Origin of the sequence: Pollutimonas thiosulfatoxidans (assembly GCF_004022565.1) — a bacterium.
In the GTDB taxonomy this organism is placed as follows: domain Bacteria; phylum Pseudomonadota; class Gammaproteobacteria; order Burkholderiales; family Burkholderiaceae_B; genus Pusillimonas_D; species Pusillimonas_D thiosulfatoxidans.
Map to the genome: position 1 here is coordinate 2,674,904 of NZ_CP022987.1, position 24,664 is coordinate 2,699,567.

26 protein-coding genes are annotated in these 24,664 nt (G+C 55.9%); 9 read left to right on the forward strand and 17 right to left on the reverse strand.

From position 1 onward, the window contains the following. Positions 1-501, reverse strand: a complete 501-nt coding sequence (locus CKA81_RS13025) for a TRAP transporter small permease (RefSeq protein ID WP_128355658.1) — start codon at positions 499-501, stop codon at positions 1-3. Further along, positions 498-1,478, reverse strand: a complete 981-nt coding sequence (locus CKA81_RS13030; protein WP_128355659.1) for a TRAP transporter substrate-binding protein — start codon at positions 1,476-1,478, stop codon at positions 498-500. Before CKA81_RS13030 ends, CKA81_RS13025 begins: the two co-directional genes overlap by 4 nt. 149 nt (positions 1,479-1,627) lie before the next feature. On the opposite strand from CKA81_RS13030, the gene CKA81_RS13035 reads away from it, so the two are divergent. Beyond that, entirely contained in the window at positions 1,628-2,491 is an 864-nt protein-coding gene (locus CKA81_RS13035) for an HpcH/HpaI aldolase/citrate lyase family protein (RefSeq protein ID WP_128355660.1), read from the forward strand. Positions 2,492-2,799: 308 nt separating this feature from the next. On the opposite strand, the gene CKA81_RS13040 is transcribed toward CKA81_RS13035, so the two are convergent. The 12 genes from CKA81_RS13040 to CKA81_RS13100 form a co-directional block, all read right to left on the reverse strand. Then, positions 2,800-3,573, reverse strand: a complete 774-nt coding sequence (locus CKA81_RS13040) for an acetoacetate decarboxylase family protein (RefSeq protein ID WP_128355661.1) — start codon at positions 3,571-3,573, stop codon at positions 2,800-2,802. Then, positions 3,563-4,318 carry a FadR/GntR family transcriptional regulator gene (locus tag CKA81_RS13045; protein WP_164878399.1) on the reverse strand — a complete coding sequence of 252 codons (756 nt, stop codon included), beginning with the start codon at positions 4,316-4,318 and terminating at the stop codon, positions 3,563-3,565. The genes CKA81_RS13040 and CKA81_RS13045 overlap by 11 nt, the downstream gene beginning before the upstream one ends. Positions 4,319-4,325: 7 nt before the next feature. Beyond that, a complete protein-coding gene (locus tag CKA81_RS13050) occupies positions 4,326-5,603 on the reverse strand; it encodes a TRAP transporter large permease (protein WP_128355663.1) in 1,278 nt (425 codons plus the stop codon). Continuing rightward, on the reverse strand, positions 5,596-6,081 hold the full coding sequence (locus CKA81_RS13055) for a TRAP transporter small permease (RefSeq protein ID WP_128355664.1): 486 nt from the start codon (positions 6,079-6,081) through the stop codon (positions 5,596-5,598). The genes CKA81_RS13050 and CKA81_RS13055 overlap by 8 nt, the downstream gene beginning before the upstream one ends. A gap of 21 nt (positions 6,082-6,102) precedes the next feature. After that, positions 6,103-7,089 (reverse strand): TRAP transporter substrate-binding protein, encoded by a 987-nt coding sequence (locus CKA81_RS13060; RefSeq protein WP_128355665.1) that lies wholly within the window; start codon positions 7,087-7,089, stop codon positions 6,103-6,105. Between the two features lie 39 nt (positions 7,090-7,128). Continuing rightward, positions 7,129-8,094 (reverse strand): C-terminal binding protein, encoded by a 966-nt coding sequence (locus tag CKA81_RS13065; RefSeq protein WP_128355666.1) that lies wholly within the window; start codon positions 8,092-8,094, stop codon positions 7,129-7,131. A 350-nt stretch (positions 8,095-8,444) separates the two neighbouring features. Further along, positions 8,445-9,230 (reverse strand): fumarylacetoacetate hydrolase family protein, encoded by a 786-nt coding sequence (locus CKA81_RS13075; RefSeq protein ID WP_128355667.1) that lies wholly within the window; start codon positions 9,228-9,230, stop codon positions 8,445-8,447. Positions 9,231-9,296: 66 nt separating this feature from the next. Beyond that, positions 9,297-10,082 carry an ABC transporter permease gene (locus tag CKA81_RS13080; RefSeq protein WP_128355668.1) on the reverse strand — a complete coding sequence of 262 codons (786 nt, stop codon included), beginning with the start codon at positions 10,080-10,082 and terminating at the stop codon, positions 9,297-9,299. Continuing rightward, complete coding sequence (locus CKA81_RS13085; RefSeq protein WP_206750834.1) at positions 10,079-10,816, reverse strand: ABC transporter permease; 738 nt, start codon at positions 10,814-10,816, stop codon at positions 10,079-10,081. The genes CKA81_RS13080 and CKA81_RS13085 overlap by 4 nt, the downstream gene beginning before the upstream one ends. Positions 10,817-10,899: 83 nt before the next feature. After that, the gene (locus tag CKA81_RS13090) at positions 10,900-11,679 is read right to left on the reverse strand and encodes an ABC transporter ATP-binding protein (RefSeq protein ID WP_128355670.1); all 780 of its coding nucleotides are present in this window, start codon (positions 11,677-11,679) and stop codon (positions 10,900-10,902) included. After that, positions 11,676-12,734, reverse strand: a complete 1,059-nt coding sequence (locus tag CKA81_RS13095) for an ABC transporter substrate-binding protein (RefSeq protein ID WP_128355671.1) — start codon at positions 12,732-12,734, stop codon at positions 11,676-11,678. Before CKA81_RS13095 ends, CKA81_RS13090 begins: the two co-directional genes overlap by 4 nt. Before the next feature lie 49 nt (positions 12,735-12,783). Continuing rightward, complete coding sequence (locus CKA81_RS13100; RefSeq protein ID WP_128355672.1) at positions 12,784-13,224, reverse strand: RidA family protein; 441 nt, start codon at positions 13,222-13,224, stop codon at positions 12,784-12,786. 157 nt (positions 13,225-13,381) lie between these two features. Between CKA81_RS13100 and CKA81_RS13105 the strand changes: the two genes are divergently transcribed. Beyond that, positions 13,382-14,155 (forward strand): FadR/GntR family transcriptional regulator, encoded by a 774-nt coding sequence (locus CKA81_RS13105; protein WP_128355673.1) that lies wholly within the window; start codon positions 13,382-13,384, stop codon positions 14,153-14,155. Here the strand turns inward: CKA81_RS13105 and CKA81_RS13110 are convergent. The 3 genes from CKA81_RS13110 to CKA81_RS13120 are packed head-to-tail and all read right to left on the reverse strand — an operon-like array spanning position 14,119 to position 17,183. Further along, the gene (locus CKA81_RS13110) at positions 14,119-14,889 is read right to left on the reverse strand and encodes a DeoR/GlpR family DNA-binding transcription regulator (protein WP_128355674.1); all 771 of its coding nucleotides are present in this window, start codon (positions 14,887-14,889) and stop codon (positions 14,119-14,121) included. The genes CKA81_RS13105 and CKA81_RS13110 overlap by 37 nt on opposite strands. 7 nt (positions 14,890-14,896) lie before the next feature. After that, a complete protein-coding gene (gene pdxA / locus CKA81_RS13115; protein ID WP_128355675.1) occupies positions 14,897-15,904 on the reverse strand; it encodes a 4-hydroxythreonine-4-phosphate dehydrogenase PdxA in 1,008 nt (335 codons plus the stop codon). Between the two features lie 19 nt (positions 15,905-15,923). Next, a complete protein-coding gene (locus CKA81_RS13120; RefSeq protein ID WP_128355676.1) occupies positions 15,924-17,183 on the reverse strand; it encodes a four-carbon acid sugar kinase family protein in 1,260 nt (419 codons plus the stop codon). A 172-nt stretch (positions 17,184-17,355) separates the two neighbouring features. On the opposite strand from CKA81_RS13120, the gene CKA81_RS13125 reads away from it, so the two are divergent. The 7 genes from CKA81_RS13125 to CKA81_RS13155 all read left to right on the forward strand — a co-directional run bounded on the left by CKA81_RS13125 (position 17,356) and on the right by CKA81_RS13155 (position 24,599). Next, on the forward strand, positions 17,356-18,357 hold the full coding sequence (locus CKA81_RS13125; protein WP_128355677.1) for a TRAP transporter substrate-binding protein: 1,002 nt from the start codon (positions 17,356-17,358) through the stop codon (positions 18,355-18,357). After that, the gene (locus tag CKA81_RS13130) at positions 18,344-18,907 is read left to right on the forward strand and encodes a TRAP transporter small permease subunit (RefSeq protein WP_128355678.1); all 564 of its coding nucleotides are present in this window, start codon (positions 18,344-18,346) and stop codon (positions 18,905-18,907) included. Before CKA81_RS13125 ends, CKA81_RS13130 begins: the two co-directional genes overlap by 14 nt. Further along, positions 18,904-20,211 (forward strand): TRAP transporter large permease, encoded by a 1,308-nt coding sequence (locus CKA81_RS13135; protein ID WP_128355679.1) that lies wholly within the window; start codon positions 18,904-18,906, stop codon positions 20,209-20,211. The genes CKA81_RS13130 and CKA81_RS13135 overlap by 4 nt, the downstream gene beginning before the upstream one ends. 6 nt (positions 20,212-20,217) lie before the next feature. Next, on the forward strand, positions 20,218-21,132 hold the full coding sequence (locus CKA81_RS13140) for an SMP-30/gluconolactonase/LRE family protein (protein WP_128356798.1): 915 nt from the start codon (positions 20,218-20,220) through the stop codon (positions 21,130-21,132). A gap of 177 nt (positions 21,133-21,309) precedes the next feature. Then, positions 21,310-22,032, forward strand: a complete 723-nt coding sequence (locus tag CKA81_RS13145; protein ID WP_128355680.1) for a class I SAM-dependent methyltransferase — start codon at positions 21,310-21,312, stop codon at positions 22,030-22,032. 111 nt (positions 22,033-22,143) lie between these two features. Then, positions 22,144-22,950 (forward strand): NAD-dependent epimerase/dehydratase family protein, encoded by an 807-nt coding sequence (locus CKA81_RS13150; protein WP_164878401.1) that lies wholly within the window; start codon positions 22,144-22,146, stop codon positions 22,948-22,950. A 554-nt stretch (positions 22,951-23,504) separates the two neighbouring features. After that, entirely contained in the window at positions 23,505-24,599 is a 1,095-nt protein-coding gene (locus tag CKA81_RS13155) for an LPS O-antigen chain length determinant protein WzzB (RefSeq protein WP_164878402.1), read from the forward strand. Positions 24,600-24,664 lie beyond the last annotated feature (65 nt).

The window sequence follows — 24,664 nt, forward strand, 5'->3', positions numbered from 1 at the left end:
TCAACGGCCATCCGATTTGATCAGGTTCAACACAACGCGGACCACTGCCATCGCCATCAAGACGAAGGCTATCGGTAGCACAGACAGGAATAGGCCACGAGGGATGTCTACCGAACTGATGTAGCTGCCGCCCACGCGGTTAACCACTATCCATGACATCCAGGCCATTGCGACCAGGAACACCAACATCAACAGATTGCTTGCGACCTGTACCAGCCGCCGCACCTTGGGCGACAGCTTGTGGACCACCATGTCGAAGTCCAGATGCAAGTGCTTGCGGAAGCATGCGTAAGCCCCAAGGAAGCTGATCCACCCCAGCAAATTGCCGCCGATTTCATCGGTCCATGCCAAGGAATCATTCAAGACATACCGAAAGAACACTCCAACGACCAATATGACCGTCGTTGCGACCAGTATCGTTGCCAGGACGGCATCCACTACCGCGTCGATCCGGCCTAGCACCGGGTCGCGCGGTTGTGTGTTGCCTGACGATGGAATCATCGTACGGCTCCACGGATGACATCAAGCCACTCTGAGCCATGCTGCTTCGCGTAGGTATCGTGTACTGGCGCCGTCACAGCTTGGAATTTCTCGAACTCCACCTTATTGATTTTGGCGTACTTGGCCATCTCCTCGAGCTGTTGGGCCTCGCTACGCTCGGAGAAGTCAAACGACCAGGTGACGAGTTCCTGCCCGGCCTCTTCAAATGCCTTCTTTTGTTCAGCGTTCAGCTTCTTCCAGAAGTCCTGTGATGCGACCAAGAAACTCGGCGCATAGGCATGGTTGGTCAAGGAAAGATGCGGCGTGATCTGATAGAGCTTGGCCTCGTAAAGACCGTAGATGGCTGCTTCCGCTCCGTCGACGACGCCGGTCTGCAGGGCAGTAAACACTTCAGTCCAATCAATCGGCGTGGGGTTCGCGCCCATTGCACGGAAAACTTCCTGTCGCAGCTTTCCACCGGCAATTCGTACCTTCATGCCCTTCATGTCGTCGGGCACGCGGATCTCGCGGCGAGACATCGTATGCCTGAAGCCGTTCTCGTAAATTCCCAAGACCTCTACGTCGGCTTTCTTCTCAATCGAAGCACGCATATGTGCGCGCAGTTCGGGCGTCAGAGCGCGCCTTGCATGGTCCCTGTCTTTGAAGAGAAAGGGTAAATCAAAAATTTCGAGGCTGCGATCGGCTTCCATGATGGGCGTAACGATGTTCGCCATCTCGAGCTCTCCCAATTGGAGCTGCTCCAAACTGGTTTTCTCGCTGCCCAATTGGCCGTTCGGATAGAACCGAAAAGTGAACTGGCCCGGCAGGCGCTCTTCGATCATTTCGGCGAACCGCTTCGACTGATTGTGCTGGGGCGAAACCTCACTGGTTACATAGGCAATGCGTACTGTCTGCTGAGCCAGCGCAACAGGTGCCGTGACCCCAAAGATGGCTAAAGCCGCTACCGAGTATTTGATGTATCGCTTCAAGTGTTGCATTGCTGTCTCCTTGGGCTACGCCCCAGATTGATGTCCTTGAGGTTTATGTCGCCTCAATCGAAAGGTTGTGATGGCAGATTGAATAGCAAGATACAGGAAACTGATTATTTTGTCTACAATATCGTTTATTCAAAACTAGCGAGGCCATCATGCGCAGCAAACTTTTTGTACCCGCTTCTCGTCCGGAGCTCTTTCCCAAGGCTGAGTCGAGTCAGGCCGACGCCCTATCTTTCGATTTGGAAGACGCTGTCGAGGAAAGTAAAAAAGGCGTAGCACGAAGTGCGCTCGCAAGTTATTTGTTGCAGGCCAAACGCAATCCGTCAGGTAAGACGTTGATTGTTCGGGTGAACCCAGTGGATTCGGCTCACTTCCCAAGCGATCTGGACGCCATTGCCGTTGATGCGCTCGACATCATCAATATCCCCAAGGTCGAAAGCGCCGACGACCTGCGTCATGTAGCAGACTTGCTGCAAGCCACTGAAGCCAAACGCGGATTGGGACGGCAGATAGGTATATTGGCCAACATTGAATCCCCACTAGGCCTGCACCGCGCAAGCGAGATAGCAGCGGCCGACTCCAGAGTCGTGGGTCTTCAGATTGGATATGGGGATTTATTTGCGCCGCTAGGAATTACGTCCGGCGAGCCATTTGCCACGCAGCATGTGCGGGTGGCCGTGAAGCTGGCCGCTGCCATGGCCGGCATTGCCGCCTACGACGGAGCATACGTGGATATCGCCAACCCTGATGGCTATCGACGTGATGCGCAGGCCGCGTACGCGCTGGGGTACGCAGGAAAGAGCTGCATTCATCCCTCGCAGATCGTGCTGGCCAATGAAGTTTTCCGGCCAACGGATCAAGCCATTAAGCACGCGCTGGAAGTGATCACAGCAGCAGAACTGGAAAAAGACCGAGGCGTTGGTGCGTTTGTCGTAAACGGACGGCTGGTCGACGGCCCGTTTATTGATGAGGCGTATAGGTTAGTAGAGCGAGCCCGCAAGCTGGGGCTGGTTTAGTCTGGCCGCCCCCCCCGAGGGCCAGGCTGTGCCAACATTCGCCGCCTCTTGGCTCCCAATATGCCGCGCCTGCCGGCGTGCTCTGCTTGTGCATGAAATACATGTGCCTGACCACAAACGGGGGCGCGGCTGCGCCGGTTTCAGCGGCATGACACTACAGCCGAGACCGACACAGATGAACTTCTCGGCTCCCGCGTACGAAGTGCCAATGCGGCCAATGTTCTCAACGACCAGCAGAGACTCCAGATCAAGCGCCCTGAGCCTCTGCAGGTTGGCAGCAGACAAGGAAGCCGCATCGACACGACGTTTCAGGCCAGATAATCGTGCAGGATGTAACCGGGAACCAATTCGAAGTTGGTACGCCAGTAAAAGCCTTCCAGCATTTCCACCGCCGGAAGACGGAACAAGGGCGCCTGAATGTTGGGCCTCAGCTCTACGGTGCATGGACCCGTCCATGACTCAAGCACCTCTACCGAGGCCAACTTACGAGCAGTCAGTTGCCTGATAGCTGCGCTTCCATCGATATGATTAATGGCTTTCAGATTGATGTTCGTCTGGAAATTGAAGTATTTACCAAGTAGAGCGGAATCACACTTTTTCTGTTTGTAAGCCATGGTGCCTGTGAAAAAATCAATACCATTGCGGTTGACTGTTCCCACCCAGGCATCGCCACGGCGCTCTACAGACGCCACGCCATATTTCTTGGGTTGACCATGCACTTCCCTTCCCTGCGTAATACCCACGTCTGACGACAAAAATAAGTACAACGAGTAACCGCCTTCTTGGCCGGAGGCGGTATGGCGGCACCCGACCATAGTGTTGGCCTCGCTAAACGGGCCCACCCAATCGGTATCGTTCATGCGGGCCACATGGGTTAATACTACATCGGAAGTTGCTTCCAACCCCGGCGGAAGCAGGGCTTCGATATTCTCGCGGTGCGTGCGCCAGGCAAACGTCAAGAATTCGACGTTTCTGAACTCAAACGGGAACGGAGGGTTCATCGGCGCATCCCATGGCGTCGAAAAGCCATCGGCGCATAGCGCCTCAACCGTCAAGCCCTTGGCGCGTTGTTCATTTGTCATCGCTAACATCCTGCTTTTGATTCGAATTAAATTGCATGGAGTCGTGTACAGTTTCCATGTGCTTGGTAAGTGCCTGGCGCAGGCCCTCTTCGTCACGTCGCTCTAGCGCTTCGACGATAAGAATGTGGTCGGCATAGGATTGACTTAAAACACCGCTGGATTCCCATGAGATACGCCGGTACTCAGCACCCAGGGTGTATAAAGAAAGCGACATCCGATCGAGATACGGGTTACGCACCAGCGATCTGACCAATCGATGGAACTCCATATCCACAATGCGAAACGTCAAGGGATCATTAACCAACTTTTCTTGACGGTTGAGGCTGTCTCGCAACTGCTTAACTGTTACTTGTGCCTCCGGATCTGCTTCAAGCGTCCTGATAATATGCTTGGCAAGCCCTCCCTCGACTATCACGCGCGCCTCGTGCAGGTTCGCGGAGTTCTCGCCCGATAAACTAAGAAAAAAGTGCAGCGGCTGGAGAAGATCAACCGGCTTCAGGGACGATACATATACGCCGCCCCCTTGCCTAATGTTGATCACTCCCAGTATCTGCAGCCCTCGTAAGGCTTCGCGAACCGTTGGACGCGATACTTGTAAATTTGTAGCCAAGTCTCGTTCTGTGGGCAGCTTTTGCCCAGACGTCAGCCCACCTGTCTTGATCAGATTCAAGATGTGATTGGCGACATGCTCGGCAACGGAGACTCTTTCTATCGGGCCATTCAGACCCAAAGATGATTCGGTCATAGGGCTCTTATTTAATGAAACTGGGAAGGAAGTTAGAGATGATCGGCACATACAGTATGAGCACGATCAAACCCAGCCATAGTAAGACAAAGGGCATAATGGGGCGGAACGTGGATGAGTACGGTATGCGCGCAATGCGGCAGGCCACCATTGCGAGGATGCCGACAGGCGGCGTTACGGCACCCAGGATCAGCGCCATCAAACATGCCACGCCAAACGACAAAGGATCCAGGCCGAAGGTACTGACAGCAGTGACGATCAGTGGACCGGACAGGATTAGTGCCGGGACCGGTTCCATGACCGTTCCAAGAAGCAACAGGAACCCGATAATCAGGGCCGCCACGACATGGGGATTGTCGGAGAAGGTCATGATGGCATCCGTTACAGCCTCGGTGGCGCCAGACCGTACGAGCTCCCACGAGAACAAAGCACAACCACCCACGACAATAAGTGCCGCGCCAGTTATCACAGCTGCCTCCAGTACCGTTTCGTATAGCGCACGAGGCCGAGCCTTGCCCTTATAGATCGTATAAACAAGCGCATAGGCGCAAGCTACCGCACCCGCTTCGGTGGCCGTAAAAATGCCGCCAAGAATTCCACCAACGATAATGACTGGCATCATCAAGGCGGGTACCGCCAAGATAAACAGACGCAGCCTTTCCGTCCAATTGGCTTTCTCGTCCGATGGCATGTTAAACCTCACGGCATACATGCGTGTCAGCAGCATCATGCCGGCAGCGGACAACAGACCGGGGACAGCGCCAGCTAAGAACAGCTGGCCTACCGATACTCCCGTAATCGTGGCGTAAATAATGGCCACTACCGATGGCGGGATAATCGTAGCGAGCATCGCCGCGCAACTGGTAACCGACACCGCAAAGGTGGGCGGGTAGCCTGAACGCGTCATGGCGGGAATCATGATAGAACCGACTGCGGCAACATCAGCCGTAGCCGAACCCGACACGGCCGCCATGCAGGTGTTGGATAATATGTTGGCCTGCGCAAGACCGCCTTTAAAATGCCCCAGTACAGCTCGCGAAAAGTTCACCAAAAGGTCAGTAATGCCTCCTTTTGCCATCAACGCTCCAGCGAAGATGAACAGCGGTATGGCCAACAAAGAGAAGTTATTGGTAGAAGTAAAGAATAGTTGGGGCAACAACACGAGAGGCGCAGGATCAAACAACGTTATTGCAAAGACTGCTGCCAAGCTCATAGCGAAGGCAATAGGCGTACCAAGTACCAGCAATACTGTGAAGGCCAGCACCATCATGTATGCACTAATCATTCTCGTTCCCGCGGTGAGTGCACCAGTTATTTATGACGAACACGATGGAGAGCAGTGCACCGATCGGGACAAGCGCGTAGACATACGCCATCGGAAGATTGGTCGCGCTTGTCATCATGAACTGCGATTGCAGCACCAGTTCGACACCCGTCCAGGCGAATATGGCAAAGAACACAATCATGATGACAGCGTTAACTTTTTCCAGCTTGCGCCGTCGACGCGGCGGCAGCATGGCCTCAAGCAGGTCCATGACAATATGCGCCTTTCTGTCGCAAATTATCGGCATGGTCAACATCAGTACGCCAAAGAACGCCAATCGGCTGAACTCCTCTGCCCAAAATATGCTGTCATTCAGGGCATACCGGAAAATGACCTGAACAACGATAAGTACAGAAAAGCTGACAAATAAAACCGCCGTGGCGCCTTCTACCATGTGCCTGAGCACATTCACGATTTTGCCTGGAATGCTTGTGGCCATCACTAAACCTTGTATTAATGTTCAGGTCGCGTTGATCATCTTGATGATGTGCTGAGTTTTATGAGTTTTCGCGAACTCATCAACCATAGGGGCCAACTTTTGCTGGAAGCTCTCCACATCCACGTCATTGACCTGAAGCTTGCTTCCAAACTCTTCCCAGGTTTTGTTCTGCGCGACGATGCTGCTCTTGGAAAGGTCCTGCGATACAAGTTCGTTGCCCAGGCTAGTCAGAATTTCCTGGTTCTTTTTGGAGAGTTTCCCGAACTTGGCCGAGTTCACCAGCAGGCCTGCATCGAGGAGAATGTGATTAGTTTTAGAAGCGAACTTCGTAACTTCGGTGAATTTCGCGAGGCTTAACCCAATGGGATCACTTTCAACGCCTTCTACAGTTCCCGTCTGCAGCGCCGAATAGGTTTCACCCCATGGTATTGGTGTCGGATTAGACTGAAGCGCTCGGAAAGTCGATACATATACCGGTATTTCGGGAACCCGCATCTTCAGGCCGACGATGTCTTCCGCTTTGGTAAGCGGACGTTCGGTATTAATAATGACCCGGAAAGCAGTGACCGCGTGCCCAATGGACACCAGGCCCACCTTGTTCTTAATGACATCGACACGCCACTCTTCAACGGGCCCCTGCATGACTTTAAGCACTTGATCGTAGTCACGAAATACGAATGGCAAAGACCACAGGCCCAGCTCAGGCGCCCAGGAACCCAAGGTCGCCGTGTCGGCCAGAGTCATGTCGATGGTGCCCAAGCGCGTACCTTCAACACCATCGCGCAAACCTGCAATTTGGCTCAATGGATGGATCTTGATGATAATCTCGCCCCCCGTCTGCTCCGCGACCTTCTTGGCAAACTGGTCAGCCGCAATATGCTTAGGATCTTCGAGGTTGAAGATATGCGACATGTGGAAAGTTTGTGCCGCTGCCGCAAAACGCGGTAAGGCAACAACCGCCCCAGCGGCTAAGGTAGACGTAATAAAGCTTCTGCGAGTGAATGACATCTGGATAGCTCCTTTGGATATGTTTTAGTTGTAATAGCGTTACACAGCGGCAAATTCTGGGATCAAGCAACGTGGGGCACGATTCAGCAGCGCTCGGCTGATCTCCTCGGCGGCAAGATTCTGTAAATTCGAAATGGCACTTTCCGAATACCATGCGATATGCGGCGTCAAGATACTCTCGGCAGCATCAATCAGGGGGGTGTCCGGCAACAGTGGCTCGGTTGCAAACACATCAAGACCAGCTCTTATCCGACCGGATCTCAACGCCTTGCCCAACGATGGCTCATGTATCAAATCACCACGCGAACAGTTAATAACGACCGCGCCTGGTTTCATTGCCGCAATGCTATCTGCATTGATAATGTGCCGGGTCTGTGGCGTTAACGGGGCATGCAGCATGATGGCGTCCGAATGCTGCAGTATGTGATCCAGCGATGCAGCGGCAACCCCCAGACCGTGGGCCTCCCCTTCATCTAGCTTCGGATCAAAAGCGCTGATGCGAAAGCCGAAAGGTTGCAATCGAGCAAGCGCCGCCCTGCCGATCCGACCCAGGCCGACGAAACCGATATTGGTTTGCTCAAAGGACTTCATGTTGCCGGCGACTTTCACCCCTTGCCATTCCTGACGCCTGAGTGAAGCATCCAGATCCTTCAACCGCCGCAAGAGCGAAAGCAGCAAGCTGACGGAATGATCGGCAACCTCGTTTAGGCAATAGTCCGGTACGTAGCAAATTCGCTTGTTCTTTGCGATCGCGTGAGTCACATCGATATTGTCGTAACCCACGCCGTACCTGAGGATCACGGCATTCGGAGCCAGTGCGTCGATCACACGGGCCGTTACCGGTGCGAACTGGACCACCAGCACATCGGCACCGCGGGCCGCCTTTAAAACCTCGTCCTCGGTTTTGCATTGGAAGGTATCGAAACCGGCGCCGTTGCTAACTGCCGCAGCCCGCTCCCTATTCAAATCAGGAAAGGTGTAATCCGTTACTACTACCCGCTTCATTGCTTCTCCGGTGATGGTAAATTGGCCTGACCATTATATTGATCAGCCCAAAACCGAATATAGGGAGAAACCCCAAAGGACTCGTTCCGCTGACTATGGCGCCTGCCACCTGGAAGACGCTGCTGGCCGGCGCCATGCAAGGCGGCGACCAGTCGGTCTGCGCGCTCGGCAAAATTGTGTCCGCCCCCTTGGCCGGATCAATCACAATCAACAGCTGCCCGGTCCAGGGCGTTTGTGCACCCGGATGCCCGGACCAATTGGCGACACGCCACCTGCACCTTCGCTGCCCTGACTCAAGAAGGCGGCGTACGTTCACGAACGCCACCTCCCAGCAATCCTTAAGGACCCGCTTACGCCGTAACCGAGGCAACCACTTTATTGCTCAAGGTCCCTATCCCTTCGATCGTGATCTCGATCTGATCGTCAACGCTCAAACTGCCCGAAGTTGTCGGCGTGCCGGTCAGGATGAGGTCGCCGGGCAAGAGCGTCATGATATGGGAAAAATAACTAATCATTTCCTCGACGGGAAAGATCATATCGCTGGTGCTGCTTATCTGCTCCACGGAGCCATTAAGCATAGAGCTGATCGCTAGCTGGCTAGGGTCGGCAATGTCTGTTTCTATCCAGGGCCCGACAGGGCAGAAGGTATCGAAGGACTTGGCGTGAGGCATGTGCATCAAACTGTTGTCACGGAATTGGATATCTCTTGCGGTTACGTCGTTGGCGCAGGTATAGCCAAAAATTGCGGCCTTGGCTTCCTGAGGAGAGGCCTTGCGCAGCGGCTTTTTCAATACAATCGCCAGTTCGGCCTCGAATTCCAGCTGGCTGGTTTGTTCGGTATGCTCGACCAGTTGACCATGTCCGATCAGCGTGTTGGGTGCCTTTAGAAAGAACATGGGGTGCTTGGGAATCGGCAAGCCCAACTCTGCCAGGTGGCTGCGATAGTTCGCGCCACCAGCCACGATCTTCGACGGCTCGCAAGGTGCCAGCAAGGTGACATCACTGAGGGATACACGCACACCGGACGGCTGTATGCTCTCGAACGGAGCGCCTCGCAGGCCAACGACATCGTCGCCTTCGATAATGCCCCAGAAGGGCATGGGCTGGCTTTCGTTAGAACAACGAACAATTTTCATGGCAGTAGTTTTCCTTGGTAATGACGGCAACGGCGGCCGGAAGTTTGCGCGGAACGCGTGTTAGCTTTAATCATCTTGCTGCCATGGAATCAACCAGCGGCGCGCGTACAGGAATAATTTATCCAGCGCGATGCCAACGATCAGCATCAGAACAATGTAGACAAAGACGGTAGGGGTTTCGAAGAACCGCTGCGCGTAGATCAGCGCTGCACCAACGCCCCCGCCTCCGGCGACCATCTCGCAGGTGAATGCAGTAATTAGGGCGACCGGCATCGTGATTCTGACGCCTGTAAAGACGGCAGGCATTGAAGCCGGGAGAATGACGCGATAAAACAGGCTGCGTTCGCTGGTTGCCATGCTTTCTGCAGACCAAATGATCATGCGGTTCACCGACGACGCGCCTTGTTGGACGGCGATAATCATGGGAAATACGCAGGTCAGGACAACAAGCAAGATCTTCGACGTGTGGTCTATACCGAAGTACAAAATGAACAGCGGAATAAAGACAATCTTGGGCGAAGGAAAGCCCAAGGAGACCAGCGGATCAAAGAACCAGTTAGCCCATCGCAAGCGCGCCATCATCATGCCAATAACCGTGCCGATAACGGCCGCTATCGCAAGCCCCGCAAAGGCGCGGTACAGGCTTACCGCCAACGGCTGTATGACTTCGCCGTTATCCAGTAAGACAAAAAACTGTGTGATGACAGCGCCCAGGCGGGGTAGAAACAAAGGCCGAACATAGCCCATGCTGGCGGTAAACTCCCATACCGCAAGCAGCAACACCAACGGAAATAAATATAAGAGGCCACGCAGGAAGGCCGCCGCATAATTGGTGGTCTGGAGATTATTCATTTTGCAGCTCCCGACGCATAGGTGTCGTCCCAGTGCAGCAGGCGTGTCGTCATGCGGATGAAGGCTCGGTCGCAAACAAAGGCGACAAGCACCACAGCCATGATGCCGCCTAGCATGTAGCTATACAGGCCGCCTTCGCCGTACAAGAAAATGAGCTTCCCCATACCATTCTTGGTGGCGATCATCTCTGCGGAGAGCACCAGCACAAAGCAGTAACCCAAAGCGATGCGGATGCCGTTCAAAATCGGCGCCATGGCGGCAGGCAGCAGTATGCGACGCAAGATCTTGCCCGACGACGTTTCCATCCCCTGAGCGCTCCAGATCATGGCTTTCGGTACGCTGGCAATGCCGTGGTAAGTAGAGACCAATACCGGCAGCAGGCAGCCCAAAAATACGACCAGGGTGTTGGTTACATCGCCAATGCCAAACCAAAGAATGAACAATGGAATCAAGGCAGACTTGGGGAGCGAATATGTAGCTGCAACCAAGGGGCCGAAGAAGCCGTTGATCCACCAGCGCGTAGCCATCGACGCCCCCAGCACGACACCTACCACGGTTGCCAGGGCCAAGCCCAGCAGTGCACAGAACAAGGTCGCCCAAAGATTGACCAGCAACTCTCCTTGCACGCTGATTTCCCACAAGGCCGCCATGACATCATGCGGCGGCGGAAGAAATTTGCGATCCACCCAATTGCCCATGACGAGCACTTCCCACAGCAGGAAGACGATTATCAAGGGCAGTGCTCTTCCCAGAGAACGCATGAGGGATGTGAGGCCCCATGCGGGATAAGACATTGGCCGCGGCCGGACGTCTGCCTTCATAGCACTGACTCTGGTGATGCCTGATGCCTGACCGCCAGCCACACCTTGTTCCGGATGTCGTTGAACGAGTCGGAAAGCATGATTTCTTCACGGCCCTGGCTCCGGTCAATATCGACCGGAAACTCGTCTACGATAGTTCCGGGCCGGCGCGACATGACAACGACGCGCTTAGACAAGTACACGGCTTCGTTCACATCGTGAGTGACCATAAGCACCGTCTTGCGCATGGAAGCGCAAATTCGCAGCAGCTCATCCTGCATGGACTCACGCGTCTGTGAATCCAAGGCGCCAAAAGGTTCGTCCAGCAACAAGATCTTCGGATCGTAGGAAAGCGTGCGGGCCAGTGCCACGCGTTGCTGCATACCTCCGGAAAGCTCTCGCGGATAACGATGCTCGAAACCCTTCAGCCCGACCATGCTGACGAACTCCGCGGCGACGGCCAGGCGTTGCTTGCGCGGCGTGCCAGCCGCCTCCAGTCCGTAGGCGATGTTCTGCAACACGGTCAGCCATGGGAATAGCGCATACTGCTGAAACACCAGCCCTCGATCCAGCCCCGGCTTTTGCACCAGCTTGCCATCCACCTCGATCCTGCCGCTATCTGGCTTGAGAAATCCACCCACCATATACAGCAAGGTGGATTTCCCGCAGCCAGACGGCCCTACCAACGACACGAACTCACCCTCTGCAATAGATAGGTTCACGTCCGCTAGGGCCAGTACAGAGCCATGACGAGTCTGGTAGGACTTTTCGACTTGAGCGATTGAGATCTGGCTCATGCAGTGCAGGCTCCGGGCAGATAGCTGGCGTCGAAGTGATCCGCAACATTGATGTTCTGCGCAAGAAAGCCATGCTCAACCATGCCGTCTATGGGTCGCTGGATCAGTTCGGCCGAAACACAAGCGTTCGGGTCGCGGTAGTAATCGTGATTCGTCATGAAATAGCTGAGCTTCTCGGGTGAGGCGCGAGTCAGTTCGGCACACAATGCAATCGCTTTCTCGCGGTTCGCGGGGTCATAGAACCACTGCAAACCACGGACGTAGTCGGCCAGGAAAGCGCGCACTGCTGCGGGATGCTCCGCCAGGAACTTATTGGTTGCCACGTGGAAGATCGTGGCGAACGTGCCAAAGGCATCGCTGCTGTCAAACAGCAATCTGAAATCGCCCGTCGGAATCTCATCAGCCCAAAATGGCAATATGATGACGCCCAAATCGATGCGCCCGGCACGCAGCGCGGCGGCGTGGTTTGCGAAAGTAACCTCTACGATCTGGACATCCTTGCGGGGGTCTATGCCGTCCTTTGCCAGTTTGGCCCGCAGCATCAGGTCGACAGCCGATCCAAATGCATTAATGCCGATGCGCTTGCCGCGCAGGTCTTCAGTGGTCTTGATGGGTGAGCCTTCAAGAACATAGAACGAGGCCGCGTGATAGCCAGGCTGCCCTTCACGGCTGCTGTCGGCCACCACCTTTATGCCACCCGGCACGGTTTCCTTAATGATGGAGTTCGCGAACACCGAGAACGACAGCGTGCCCATATCGGCCTCTCCGGCTGCCAACAGGGTTCCTGCTTCGGGGGTGCCGCGCGTATAGGTCATATCCACCAGGTAGTCTCGTCCGTATCCCTGCAATACGTTCTTCTGCATCCAGTCGGTGAAGATCAGGGTTTCCATCTCGTTCGGACCAGTCGCACCACCCGTGGCGTACCGAATTGTCGTGGGCGCACCCTGTGCGCGCAGGGGAGGCACCATACCTAGGGCGCTCAGCGTAAGGACGGAGGCTGCCCCTGTCAGGAACGTACGGCGCGAGTGCGCGGGCAATATACGGCTTTTGGTCATGATGAGTTATCTCCTGGTTATGCTTGTATGGCTGGTCGGCCTGATGGCTTTACTTAGCTTGCTTCGGCGGGATTGCGGCGATCACATCAACCTCAATCAGCAGATTGGGATGCGCAAGCGTGGCAACGCCCACTGACGTACGCGCAGGCGGATTCTCTTTACCAAAAATCCGGCTTGAAATTTCGTTGAACGTGTTTTGGTGACCGACATCGGTGAAGTAGATCGTCATTTTGACGACATCCTTGAAGCTGGCACCATCAGCACGCAAGACCTCTTCGATATTCTTAAAGGTCTCCTCGGTCTGTTGGCGAAAATCACCCGACAGCCACTTCTCTTCTTCGACCGGATCGTGTGGATGCATGTGATACGGCGGAATACACGCGGCACCCGAGAGGAACAACAAGCGGCTGCCTTCCACCGCGTATGCCGCGGAAAAAGGACTGTTGAACTCGGGGCGTAGCGGTACGTGATGAATAGCCTGAACTGTCATTCCGGGCTCCTTTAATGAGAAAGTTCGTGTGGACCAATCAAGACCAATTTTTGGACCAATTAATAGCCTGATTGTATGGATGCCGGATCTCTGAGCGAAACTGGTTTATCATTAGGCCAGTTTAACGTACCGGTATAGACCAATCATCTCCGACCATATGAGCATCGTTCGCATCGTGACACACCGATCGCGCGGCGGGAACGCCGGGATAAGCAACGCTGAGCGCGTGCGAGCGTATCTGCAGTCCACCAGTCTCAAAGTAGGAGAACAGCTTCCCGCAGAACGAGACCTTGCGACATTGCTTGGGATTTCGCGAGGCGCACTGCGTCAGGCATTGGCCGTGCTTGAGTCCACTGGCGAGATATGGCGGCACGTGGGTAAAGGCACATTTCTGGGGCGACCGCACGCCACCAACCCTGACGAAATGGCTTACCAACTATCTCGCAAATCCCACCCATCGGAAGTCATCGAGGCGCGCCTGGCGCTAGAGCCCAGACTTGCTGCATTGGCTGCGCTGCGTGGGACAGAGGCCGACTTCACGGAGATCGCCGCCTGCATCCCACTGGATAACAGCGTTACTGAAACCGCAGCGCAGGCCATCGGGGATGAATTTCACTACGCGGTGGCTCGCGCGGCTGGGAATAGCCTGCTGTTTGCGGTGTTTGAAACTGTCTTCCGCGTCAGAGCGCTAACTTCGTGGGGGCGCTTAAGACCAGCGGCCGCGACCACGGAAGAACTGATCGCGGTCTGGAAAGAACATAGCGCGATATTCGAAGCGATACGCTCTCGTGATTCCAACGAGGCATGGCGTCTGATGTACAACCACATCGAAAGCATCCAGCAGCGTATTGCGCACGGACATGAACAGCGGGAGCCGGAGGGATTCACAACACCTCAAGCCACCAGCACCGTAAGATTCCCCAACTGCTGAAAAGGCCCAAGCTTATCCGCGCTTGCGTCCCCATCAGTAATCAACGTCCAAGGCCGGTTCATCGGCGTCCAGGCTTGCTGGCCGGCAAAGCCTAGCTTGGACGAATCGGCCAGCACAAAAACCGCGTCCGCTTGCTCCATCATCTTGTCTTTCAGGTAAGCCTGGTCGGAGCTGGCCTCGCACAGGCCTCGGCTGGCCACGATGCCATCGGCGCCCAGAAACACCTTGTCGGCGCTTAGCCGCGCCAGCGCCAACTCGGTAAGCGGCCCGACTGACCCCATGCTTAGCTTGCGCACATCCCCGCCCAGCAAGGTGATGCGTATATCAGGGTCGCTGGCCAGTATGGTGAGCGCCTCGATATTGTTCGTGATCACATGCAGGTCGCCCCGCCCACACAGCAATCGGGCCAAGGCCGCAGTCGTCGTGCCCGCATCCAAAATGAGCGTGTCCCCTTCCTGAATCTGTTGGGCTGCAAGGGCAGCAATAGCTTCCTTCTGTTGACGCTGCATAAGCATGCGTTCGTTCACTGTTTGCTCTCGGCGATCGTGACTTACAAACGCCGCCCCCCCGTAGGTGCGAACAAGCCTGCCTTCGGTAGCCAGCCGGTTCAGATCGCGCCTAATGGTCGATAGGGACACATCCAACTGCCTGCTCAGCTCTTCGACATCGGCAACGCCTTTGTGAACCAGATTGAGTATGCGCTGTTGGCGCTCGCGGGTTTTGAACGATGACATAGGCAGGTTATTGAGGGACGGCGGCCTTGTGGCCGGCCAATTGGGTGGCAATACGCAACGCCTCGAGCATACTGCGTTCGTCGGCGACGCCCTTGCCCGCAATGTCGAACGCCGTGCCGTGATCAACGGATGTGCGGATGACAGGCAGGCCGACTGTTACGTTTACGCCAGCCTCCAGCCCCATGACTTTGACTGGCGCATGGCCTTGATCATGATACATCGCCACCACCAGGTCGAAGTCGCCGCGGGCAGCCCGAAAGAACAAGGCGTCGGCCGGCAAAGGCCCTTCCACCTTGCGACCCAGGGCTTGTTGCGCCAGCACGGCGGGGATGATCTTCAGCTCTTCCTCGCCGTTGCCGAATAGGCCGTTTTCGCCAGCATGCGGGTTGATCCCGCATACGCCTATTCGGGGCGCGTCGATGCCGGCGCTGCGCAACGTGTCGTAGCCGCGGGCAATGGTGCGCTCGACCAAGCCGGGTTCGATCTTGTGGATGGCATCAAGCAATCCGATGTGCGTGGTCACATGGATTACACGCAAGTTGGGTGCGACCAGCATCATCGACACTTCGGGCGTGCCGGTAAGCAGCGCCAACAGTTCGGTGTGCCCGGGATAGAGATGGCCGGCGGCGTGCAGTGCCTCTTTGTTCAAGGGCGCGGTGCAGATGGCGTCGATCTCGTGGCGCATAGCCAAGTCAACAGCGCGCGCGATGCACTGATAAGCGGCGTCCCCGCAAGCTGCGGATAGCTCGCCAAAGGGATGCCCGGCGGGTATCGAGCCCAAGTCGAAGCAGTCGACTTCGCCGGGGACGAAAGCGGCGTCAGCCACTTGCGCTACGGCGCGAAAGCTTGAGCTTGCTCCAACCAGGCGCGCGGCTTCCTGCAAGCGCTGGACGCTGCCAATGACCAAGGGTCGGCACAGGTCGTAGAGGTCACGGTGCGCCAGGCTCTGGACAATGATCTCGGGTCCGATGCCGGCGGCGTCTCCCATAGTGATAGCGATAATCGGGCGGTACATAAGCTTCCTCAGGTGAATTTCAGGGTCTTAGGGCGTCATAGCAGCGGACCAAGGTCATCGCTGTGCCAAACGCTCCGGCTTTGGTAATGACGGGCAATGTCCGAGCGCCGCTCGCGACCGAAATCGGTACGCCGGGCTCTACTTCAGCCGCCAGGTTTAATGAGCTGATGCCCAGCGCTTGCAGTACCGCCCTGGCGGTTTCGCCTCCGGTTGCGATAACTGCGCCAATGTGGCTGGCTTGTGTCGCCGCCAGACGACCCAATGCCTTGCTGATGGCAGGGCCAGCCGTTCGATCCGCCCGGCTGGCGGACGACACTACTACAAGCGCATCACCGCAAGACAGCGCTGCCGCCAGGGCATTGCGCGCCTGCTGCCAACCTGCATCGGCTTCTGCGCCCATCAGTGCATCGGCGGATACCGATATCAGCGGCATCGCACGCTTGCGACGCAGTTGATCGACCTGTGCGGCACTGATGCCAGACATGCTTCCAACGACGACCAGGCAGCGACCGGTAACTGGCGGCACAGGCAGGCTTGCGACGCTGGGGTCGGTTGAGATCGCCGTAGCCAAATGCCCGACCAGGCCAGCGGACCCTGCCCAGAAGCAAGGAAGCGGAAGTTGCCAGGATGCTTGCGCTATACGGGCAAGGTCATCGTCCCGTTCAGCATCGCACACGAGCACCTGCCTGCCTTGCCGAGCGCTGTCGATGAACAAACTGCGCAGAAGATCTGCCGGGCCCCGGATGTCAGACAGACCCACTGCAAGCGTGTTTAAGTTCTGCGCGCGCATGATGCCGACCAAGTCAGACGTACCTTGCAGGCCCTCATGGCGCCACACCTCGGTGTGCTGAAGCGCCACGCCATTAAGCAGTTGGTGGCCGTTGACGGTGGTGCGGCCCATGGTCGGAAAAGCGGGGGCGACGATGGCCATCCCGGCCACCTCGACGGCCGCCGCGAGCTCCGCGCCGATGTTTCCACGCAAGGTCGAATCCAATTTCTTGTATAGGTGGCCACCCTTGCGCAGATGTCGCTGCAGAATGCGAGCGTGCACTTCCGCCGCCCGATCGCTTGCCCACGCCCGCGTATCGGCATCAAGGGAAAGGGCCGCTACTGACGACTCGGTGGCACCGCCAGGACCAAGCGCATCCAGCCTTACGCTTGCGTTCAAGCCAGCCTGCCGACACGCATTGGCGCAATCGGCTGCGCCCGAAAGATCATCCGCCACGATAAGAAGCTGCGGCGAAGTCTCGACAGTCTCTTTCTTGACCACAACGAGCACTATCTCCTGTTATTGCCTGATTTACTCAATTCTATGGCATATCAACACAATAATCCTAGTCTTTATTGATCGAATCGAGCAATAAAGCGTTGACACTAAGAATTCCGCGTGCGACGATGGCAAAAAATCAAGCCACAGAACGCCACTTACCCTGGCTTTTCAGGAGACAAGCATGAATACCAAACCGCGCCTTCTATCGCTGATCGCCGCTACAGCGGCGCTAGGTTTTTCCGTGTCTGCGGCAGCAGCGCAATTCGACTGGAAGTTCTATACCTACTTCGCGGCCAACGACAAGCCCACGCTCCTGCATAAGGCCTTTGCGGAGGACGTCAGCAAGGCCAGCCAAGACCGCCTTAACATCCAAGTGTTTGCATCCGGCGAGCTTCCCTACAAAGCTTCCGATGTGCTGCGCACCGTGGCGCGCAATCAGGTGCAAATAGGCGATGTGGCTTTCGGTTTTGTGGCCGGCGATGTCCCGCAGCTGAACGCCTTGTCCATGCCGTTCTCGTGCACGTCTATCGACAAGTTCTACGACAACGCCGCCCCAGCCATGGAGCAAGACATCAACCAAGTGCTGGGCGACAAGTTCAAGACGCAGTCCATCATGCAGTGGGTCATGCCGCCTCAGCAGCTTTGGCTAGTGAAGCCCATAACGGGCATAGACGACCTGAAGAACCTGAAGGTGCGGGCGTGGAACCGCGAGCAAGTCGATATTATGGCCGCGCTTGGCGGAGCCGGCGTCACGGTCACACCCGCCGAAGTCATACCCGCCTTGCAACGCGGAGTGGTTGATGGCGCCTTCACGGCGGCAGTTCCCGCACTGGACTGGAAGTTTAACGAAGTGACCAAGATGGGCTATATGCTTAACCTCACGCTCGCACACCAGGCGATGGTCGTTAATCAAAAAGCACTGAGCGAGCTGCCGGAAGACCTGAAAAAGCTACTGGTCGACAAGGCTGCCGAATGGGCGCCCAAGTACCGCGCCGCCATGATCCAAGCCGATCGCGACGCCCGCAAGCAATTGCAAGAGAAAGGCATGACGCTGATGGACGTAAGCCCGGCCGACCTGGAAAAACTTCGTGCCGCCGCCAAGCCAATAGGCGAAGCATGGGCAGCCAAGAACGGCGAGATGGCCAGCAAGATGCTGGCGGGTGCGGTAGATGCCTGCCTCTAAGCACTACCGGGTGGGACGGTGGCTGGATAAGCTGGGGCGTGGGGCGCTGTCGGTCTCTGCCTATATGCTGCTGCTGATGATGGTCTTGATGTGCGCCGAAATTGCTGCACGCCTGTTCTTCAAGACCTCCATCCAAATCTCCGAGGAATACAGCGGCTATCTGTTTACCTGGGTAAGCATGGGCGGCTTCCTGTATGCCCAGCGGGCCGACCGCTTTCTAAGGGTCGATGCCTTGCGCAACATCCTGTCCGTACGCACCCGTGCAGCCATAGACGGGCTTGCATCCTTGGCCGGGGCGATCTTGTCTTTGATACTGCTGGAAGCCACCTGGGACACCTTCTACAGCAGCATCGTCTTTGAAACGACTTCCATGCAATATTCCGAAACGCCTCTCTACCTGCCGCAGATCGTCATGCCCGTGGGGTTCGCCTTGCTGGCCATCGCCTTCCTGCATACGGCCATCATGCAAACGCGGGCGGCCTTGGGCCGAGGCCCTGTACCAACACCGCTGCAGCTGGACGACGACTACGGACAGGCACTACACGAATGAGCTGGCAACTGGCCCTTAGCATCTATGGTGTCATGCTGCTTGCCTGTTTGCTGGGCGGCGTGGGCATCGGGACCAGCATCGGGCTGGTTGGCATCCTGGGCATCACCTTGGTGGCCGGCACCGACCTTTGGCTGTCTCTGGGCGACATCGTCTGGAACACCACTAATAACTTTACGCTGGTGTCCATACCGCTGTTCGTTCTGATGGGCGAAATCATTTTGCGCAGTGGTATCGCCGGGCGTTTCTATTCCGGCGTCGCCATTTTACTCCGCTGGCTGCCGGGTGGCTTGGCCCAAACCAATATCGTCGGCTGCGCCATCTTCTCGGCAATTGCCGGCTCATCCGTCGCTACCGCCATGACGGTAGGGTCCGTCGCGATTCCCGAGATGCGCAAACGCGGCTACGCCGACAGCCTTACCTTGGGAACACTGACGGGTGGCGGCTCTTTGGGAATTCTTATCCCGCCGTCCATACCCATGATCGTCTATGCCTCCATGACGCAAGTATCGCTTCTGGATTTGTTCATGGCGGGCGTCATCCCCGGCCTGACGCTGGCCGGCATTTTTATGCTGTATGTTGCCGTGCGCGTCGGCTTCAACTCCGAATTGGCGCCTCGTATTACAGCGCAGCCCTCAAATCAGCAATTGGTTCGAGCGGCGCTGGACTCGATGCCCGTCATCGGGCTGATCGCGGCCGTCATCGGCAGCATGTACTTCGGCATCGTCACCCCTACCGAGGCTGCCGCGCTAGGCTGTCTTTTTGCGCTGATGCTTGCAAGCGCGTACCGAGAGCTGACACGCGCTCGCCTCAAGCAAGCCCTGGTCAACGCAGCGATCACCAGCGGCGTCGTCATGTTCATTACCATCAACGCGCAAATATTGAACTTCGCCGTCGTCACATCGGGCATCGGCCAGGGCCTGGCCGGCAGCATGGTAGACATGGGCCTGTCGCCCTTCATGTTCTTTGTGCTCTTGCTGGTTATCTACCTGATCGTCGGCATGTTCATCGATGGCCTGTCCATCATGCTACTGACCGTACCGCTTCTGTACTCGTCGTTCATGGCCATGGGCTTCGACGGCGTATGGTCAGGCGTCATTATTGTGATCTTCATAGAGCTGGGAGCATTGACGCCGCCTATGGGCTTGAACCTGTTTGCGGTACAGTCGATTGCCAGCGATACCAGCCTGGGCAAAGTGGCCTGGGCGTCCATGCCATTCGCGTTGATCATCGTGGCCTTCGCCTTCTTGATGTATTTCTTTCCGCAGTTGGCATTGTGGCTTCCCTCGGCCATGAAAGGAGCTTGATCCGTGATGTTCGCGGCACCGCCCATTATTCCCACCCGCGTCTTCGCCCGGCTACCCGATGACCTGCGCCGAACCGGCAAAGACACCGAGTGGCATCATGGCCAGCCTGGCGCGCTGCCCGAGCACTCCCTACTAGAGGGCCCGGCGTTCGATAGGGCCGGCACACTATGGTGTGTAGATATCCCGTACGGCCGGATCTTCAAAGTGTCGCCTGACGGAGAGTTCTCTGTCGCGCTGGAGTATGACGGAGAACCCAATGGCCTGGCCATTCACCAAGATGGCCGCATCTTTATCGCCGACTACGCGCACGGCATCATGGTGTTCGACCCGAGCACTGGCAAGATCGCGCCCTTCGTCACCCGCGTTCGGCTCGAGCGCCTGAAGGCGGTCAATGACCTGACCTTTTCACGCAATGGCGACCTGTACTTCACCGACCAAGGGCTGACTGGACTGCATGACCCGACGGGACGGGTGTTCCGGGTCAGTGCCGACGGCCGCATAGACTGCCTGCTGGATAATATCCCCAGCCCTAATGGTATTGCCCTGGACCCCAGCGGCACCGTGCTTTATGTAGCCGTAACCCGCGCCAATGCGGTGTGGCGAGTGCCTTTGATGGTAGATGGCACCATCGCCAAAGTGGCCAACTTCATCCAGCTATCCGGCGGTGGCGGGCCTGATGGCCTGGCAGTCGATCGCTCCGGGGGCTTGGCGGTGGCGCATATCGGCCTGGGCATCGTCTGGCTGTTCGATCGCCGCGGCGTGCCTATCGGCCAGGTTCAGTCGACGGTTGGCGATCACACCACGAATATTGCGTACGGCGGCCCGGACGGCAGGACGCTGTACATCACTGAGTCGGAAAGCGGACAGATACTGCAGGCTCAAACCCCCGAGGCGGGGATGGAGCTTTACTCGGGGGTGTAGCGGGAGGCAATAGGGGGTTATCTGCCCACTCGTTTTCCCTGTCAGAACTTTTAGGCGCCGAGGTGGCCCCCAATGGGTCCCTGCTGCTCCAAACAAGCTCAATTCGGCCGTTAGCTCTAGTGACCTGCCTGCAATTAGAATGGTGGCCTTGAACTTAAATTTACTCGGGCCTCTTTCATGTCAGACCATTTGGACACATATATCGGTGCATACAAAGATACGTTCGCGTATAGCTTCGACAACAATCTTCTTCTGAACTGGTATCCGAAGCGCATAATCGACAGAGTCGTACCCGAAGCACACGTGCTCGAATTAGGTGTGGGTCATGGGTTCACCACCCTACGATTCGCTCAACATTTCGCGCGGACAGTCGTCGTCGATGGCTCCGCTGCCGTCATTGAAAAGTTTCGACAGGAGCATCCGACATGCCGAGCAACTATAGTCGAAAGCTACTTTGAAGACTTCAATACAGATGAGCGCTTTGATGTAATCGTCATGGGCTTTATTCTCGAGCACGTGAATTACCCGGCGCTGATATTAGAGCGGTTCAAGCGTTTCCTGGCCCCCGGAGGTCGCGTCTTTGTCGGCGTCCCAAACGGCGAATCTATGCACCGACGGCTCGGACACTCTGCAGGACTGCTTGATGACATGATGTCGCTCGGTCAGGGAGATCTGGAGCTTGGGCATAAACGCCTGTACTCGAAAGCAACCCTTCATGCGCAGCTAAGTGACGCCGGCTATGATGTGTGCGCGATGGAAGGGATCTTTCTAAAGCCTTTCACGACAGTACAACTTCAAAAGTTGGAGTTGTCCTCAGCGATCACCGACGCCTTATGCCAGCTCGGAGTCCATTATCCCGAACTTAGTTGCGGGCTGTTGGCTGAAGCCAGACTGCGCTGACATGTGGACGGAAGCTGCAACCAGCCTTGTAATCTAACAAGAACATATAGGTTTACAGATGAAGATTATGATTGTAGGCGGCACCTCGTCTTTGGCGCGGACGTTGAAGCCGTGTTGGAGAAATTTGCCAACGTGGTGACGGCGGGCCGCTCCCACTGCGACATTGGACTAGACCTCAGAAGTCCGTTAGAGGACTTTCGAATTCCGGCTGACTTAGATGCTATCGTGAACGTGGCGAGCTATTTCGGCGGCAAGAGCTATGAGGACATTGCCCAGGCTCAGAGTGTTAACGTGATGGGCTTGATGAAATTGTGTGAAGCTGCCACTCGGTCGAACGCCAAGCACCTTGTACAGATATCTAGCATCTTCGCTGAGCTCGACACAACGTCACACCTTTACGGCGCATATTCGTTGACCAAGCGACATTCGGAAGAGATGGCCGAACTACATGCCGCACAATTTAACTTGCCGCTCACAATTTTACGCCCATCGCAGCTCTATGCTGTCGGCGACTCGCAGCGTAAGCATCAAGGATTTCTCTACAGTTTGATTGATAATGTGGAGCAGGGTAAGGATGTGCTTATTTACGGAAAGAACGACGCACTGCGCAATTTCATCCACACGGAGGACGTTGCCCAGATAATTGCGCTCGTAATTCAGAGCCGAACGCTAGGAAAGTACATCTGTGCCAGCATCCAGAATGTACGTCTAACGGAGATCGCGAACGCTGCAATTGAAGCGTTCAACAGTCCTAGTGAAGTCAAGTTTCTCGAAGCCAAGCCAAATGTGCCGGATGTCGCGTTCCAACTCAACGACGATATCTACCGCATACTGCATTTTTATCCGCAGATCTCATTGCTGGCCGGCATGCAGAAAGAGGCAGCACGCCGAAGAAAAGAGAGGGAGAACTCTCGCTGACTCTCCCAACAGCCGGGCGGCGGGACCTTCCTGCTATGCGCCAGAAACCACGCCAGTTCAACGATGGAGGGATAAAGCTCGCTTGGACTCGGCAGGTACTTTCTGTCCAATTGGAGACTCTCTTTACGCTCCGTCGTGGGTTGCACCTGATCAGACAGGCGCCTCGTATTCACGGCAGTATGCCGAGCGCTGATCACCTCATTCTGGCATGCGCCCAGTAGATATACACAATGCTGTCCCGAAGGCTATGGAAAGAATTGATGTAGGGTAACGCGAAGCTGCTGCGTACGGGGCGGTGAGGTACACACCTGCCATCCGCGGGCTTCGCTGCCCGAGTTAAGCAAGTGCCCAGAGCAACATTGATCGTCTGGTACAAGAACGAGCAGCGTCATAGTGGCATTCGGTTCGTCATGCCCGCAAGTAGCCCGAACATGATCAGCCAAACTGTGTCCGGGGACCGCCTATAAATGCGGCCGCGAATCACCTGAGTCGTTATTACATGGGCGCCTAATGGTAACATCTCCATTTGTCCCCCAAATATGTCCGGAGCGACTGTGGAACAGAATCAATCGAAAGCCTCTCTCTCGGACGAGGTGGATATACGGGAGTTAGTAACAGAACTGTGGGCGCGCAAGCTATTCGTTCTCGTATGCACGGTCTTTTTGACAGGCGCGGCGCTCGGGTACGCGCTGCTCGTAAGTCCGACATATGAAGCATCAGCTCACGCAACGCCACCTGCGACGATGGCAGTCAAGGAATACAACTTATTCGTAAGCGCTTACCCGAGTGTATTTCAGGCCGGTCCCCCTACCGGACCGTTTGAGCTCGGGGACGTTAACCATATCACTCCTGACCTAGCGTATGGCCATTTCGTAGAGCAGCTATCCTCTCACGCGATACGTCGCAAGTTTTTCGAAAAGCATTATTTTCCCTCGTTAAGCAGCCAAGCTGATTCCGGTACCCCTGATGCTGCATGGCAGACCTTTAACTCCAGCTTAGTAGTCGAGACACCGATCGTTACAGGCGGCCGTGTCACCACGGTAACGATGCGAGGAGCAGACCCAAGCTCGCTTGCGGAATGGGCGAATCGCTTTGTCAAATTTACTATATCTGAGACAAATGCATTAGTGCTCGCGAGTTTGACCAGCAAAGTGGATGGCAAAGTGCAAGCAATAGACCGCCAAATTGAGGCAGTACGCGAAGTTGCTCGAAAGGCTCGACTTTACCGTATCACACGCCTTCACGACGCGCTTGCTATTGCGGAGTCGATTGGGTTGATCAAACCGCCCCCAGAGTGGCCAATTGTTTTTACGACCGGAGACTCAACTGGGGCAACACCTGCACTATACCTGCGTGGCGCCAGCGCGCTGAACGCAGAATTAGAACAACTCGAGCACAGGGAGCAGGATGACGCTTATATCCCTGAACTGCCGTTGCTACTAACAAACAAGACTTTATTGGCCACCTTGAATCCCTCAGAAGTAAGCATTGAGGTTGCAAGTTTAGAGACAGAAGCGACCACCCCGAAGAGCCCTGTTGAGCCACGTAAAAAGCGAATAGTGCTAGCCGGAATGCTACTGGGCCTGTCGTTCGGAGCGTTTTTAGTGATCTCAAGCTATCTATTTAGACTCCGCAAGCCCGTAACTTAATATCCAATAAGCTTGCGCTGATGCGGAAGCAACTACAATACCTCTATAATCAGCAGCTCGGTAAC

Bases quoted from the DNA above. Each gene is read 5' to 3' on its own strand.
- CKA81_RS13100 (WP_128355672.1), bottom strand. From the start codon at position 13,224: ATGACAGTTCAGGCTATTCATCACGTACCGCTACGCCCCGAGTTCAAC.
- CKA81_RS13075 (WP_128355667.1), bottom strand. From the start codon at position 9,230: ATGAAAATTGTTCGTTGTTCTAACGAAAGCCAGCCCATGCCCTTCTGG.
- CKA81_RS13030 (WP_128355659.1), bottom strand. From the start codon at position 1,478: ATGCAACACTTGAAGCGATACATCAAATACTCGGTAGCGGCTTTAGCC.
- CKA81_RS13140 (WP_128356798.1), top strand. From the start codon at position 20,218: ATGTTCGCGGCACCGCCCATTATTCCCACCCGCGTCTTCGCCCGGCTA.
- CKA81_RS13065 (WP_128355666.1), bottom strand. From the start codon at position 8,094: ATGAAGCGGGTAGTAGTAACGGATTACACCTTTCCTGATTTGAATAGG.
- CKA81_RS13080 (WP_128355668.1), bottom strand. From the start codon at position 10,082: ATGAATAATCTCCAGACCACCAATTATGCGGCGGCCTTCCTGCGTGGC.
- CKA81_RS13145 (WP_128355680.1), top strand. From the start codon at position 21,310: ATGTCAGACCATTTGGACACATATATCGGTGCATACAAAGATACGTTC.
- CKA81_RS13045 (WP_164878399.1), bottom strand. From the start codon at position 4,318: ATGACCGAATCATCTTTGGGTCTGAATGGCCCGATAGAAAGAGTCTCC.
- CKA81_RS13135 (WP_128355679.1), top strand. From the start codon at position 18,904: ATGAGCTGGCAACTGGCCCTTAGCATCTATGGTGTCATGCTGCTTGCC.
- CKA81_RS13050 (WP_128355663.1), bottom strand. From the start codon at position 5,603: ATGATTAGTGCATACATGATGGTGCTGGCCTTCACAGTATTGCTGGTA.
- pdxA (WP_128355675.1), bottom strand. From the start codon at position 15,904: ATGTACCGCCCGATTATCGCTATCACTATGGGAGACGCCGCCGGCATC.
- CKA81_RS13055 (WP_128355664.1), bottom strand. From the start codon at position 6,081: ATGGCCACAAGCATTCCAGGCAAAATCGTGAATGTGCTCAGGCACATG.
- CKA81_RS13060 (WP_128355665.1), bottom strand. From the start codon at position 7,089: ATGTCATTCACTCGCAGAAGCTTTATTACGTCTACCTTAGCCGCTGGG.
- CKA81_RS13090 (WP_128355670.1), bottom strand. From the start codon at position 11,679: ATGAGCCAGATCTCAATCGCTCAAGTCGAAAAGTCCTACCAGACTCGT.
- CKA81_RS13105 (WP_128355673.1), top strand. From the start codon at position 13,382: ATGAGCATCGTTCGCATCGTGACACACCGATCGCGCGGCGGGAACGCC.
- CKA81_RS13110 (WP_128355674.1), bottom strand. From the start codon at position 14,889: ATGTCATCGTTCAAAACCCGCGAGCGCCAACAGCGCATACTCAATCTG.
- CKA81_RS13035 (WP_128355660.1), top strand. From the start codon at position 1,628: ATGCGCAGCAAACTTTTTGTACCCGCTTCTCGTCCGGAGCTCTTTCCC.
- CKA81_RS13130 (WP_128355678.1), top strand. From the start codon at position 18,344: ATGCCTGCCTCTAAGCACTACCGGGTGGGACGGTGGCTGGATAAGCTG.
- CKA81_RS13025 (WP_128355658.1), bottom strand. From the start codon at position 501: ATGATTCCATCGTCAGGCAACACACAACCGCGCGACCCGGTGCTAGGC.
- CKA81_RS13125 (WP_128355677.1), top strand. From the start codon at position 17,356: ATGAATACCAAACCGCGCCTTCTATCGCTGATCGCCGCTACAGCGGCG.
- CKA81_RS13040 (WP_128355661.1), bottom strand. From the start codon at position 3,573: ATGACAAATGAACAACGCGCCAAGGGCTTGACGGTTGAGGCGCTATGC.
- CKA81_RS13095 (WP_128355671.1), bottom strand. From the start codon at position 12,734: ATGACCAAAAGCCGTATATTGCCCGCGCACTCGCGCCGTACGTTCCTG.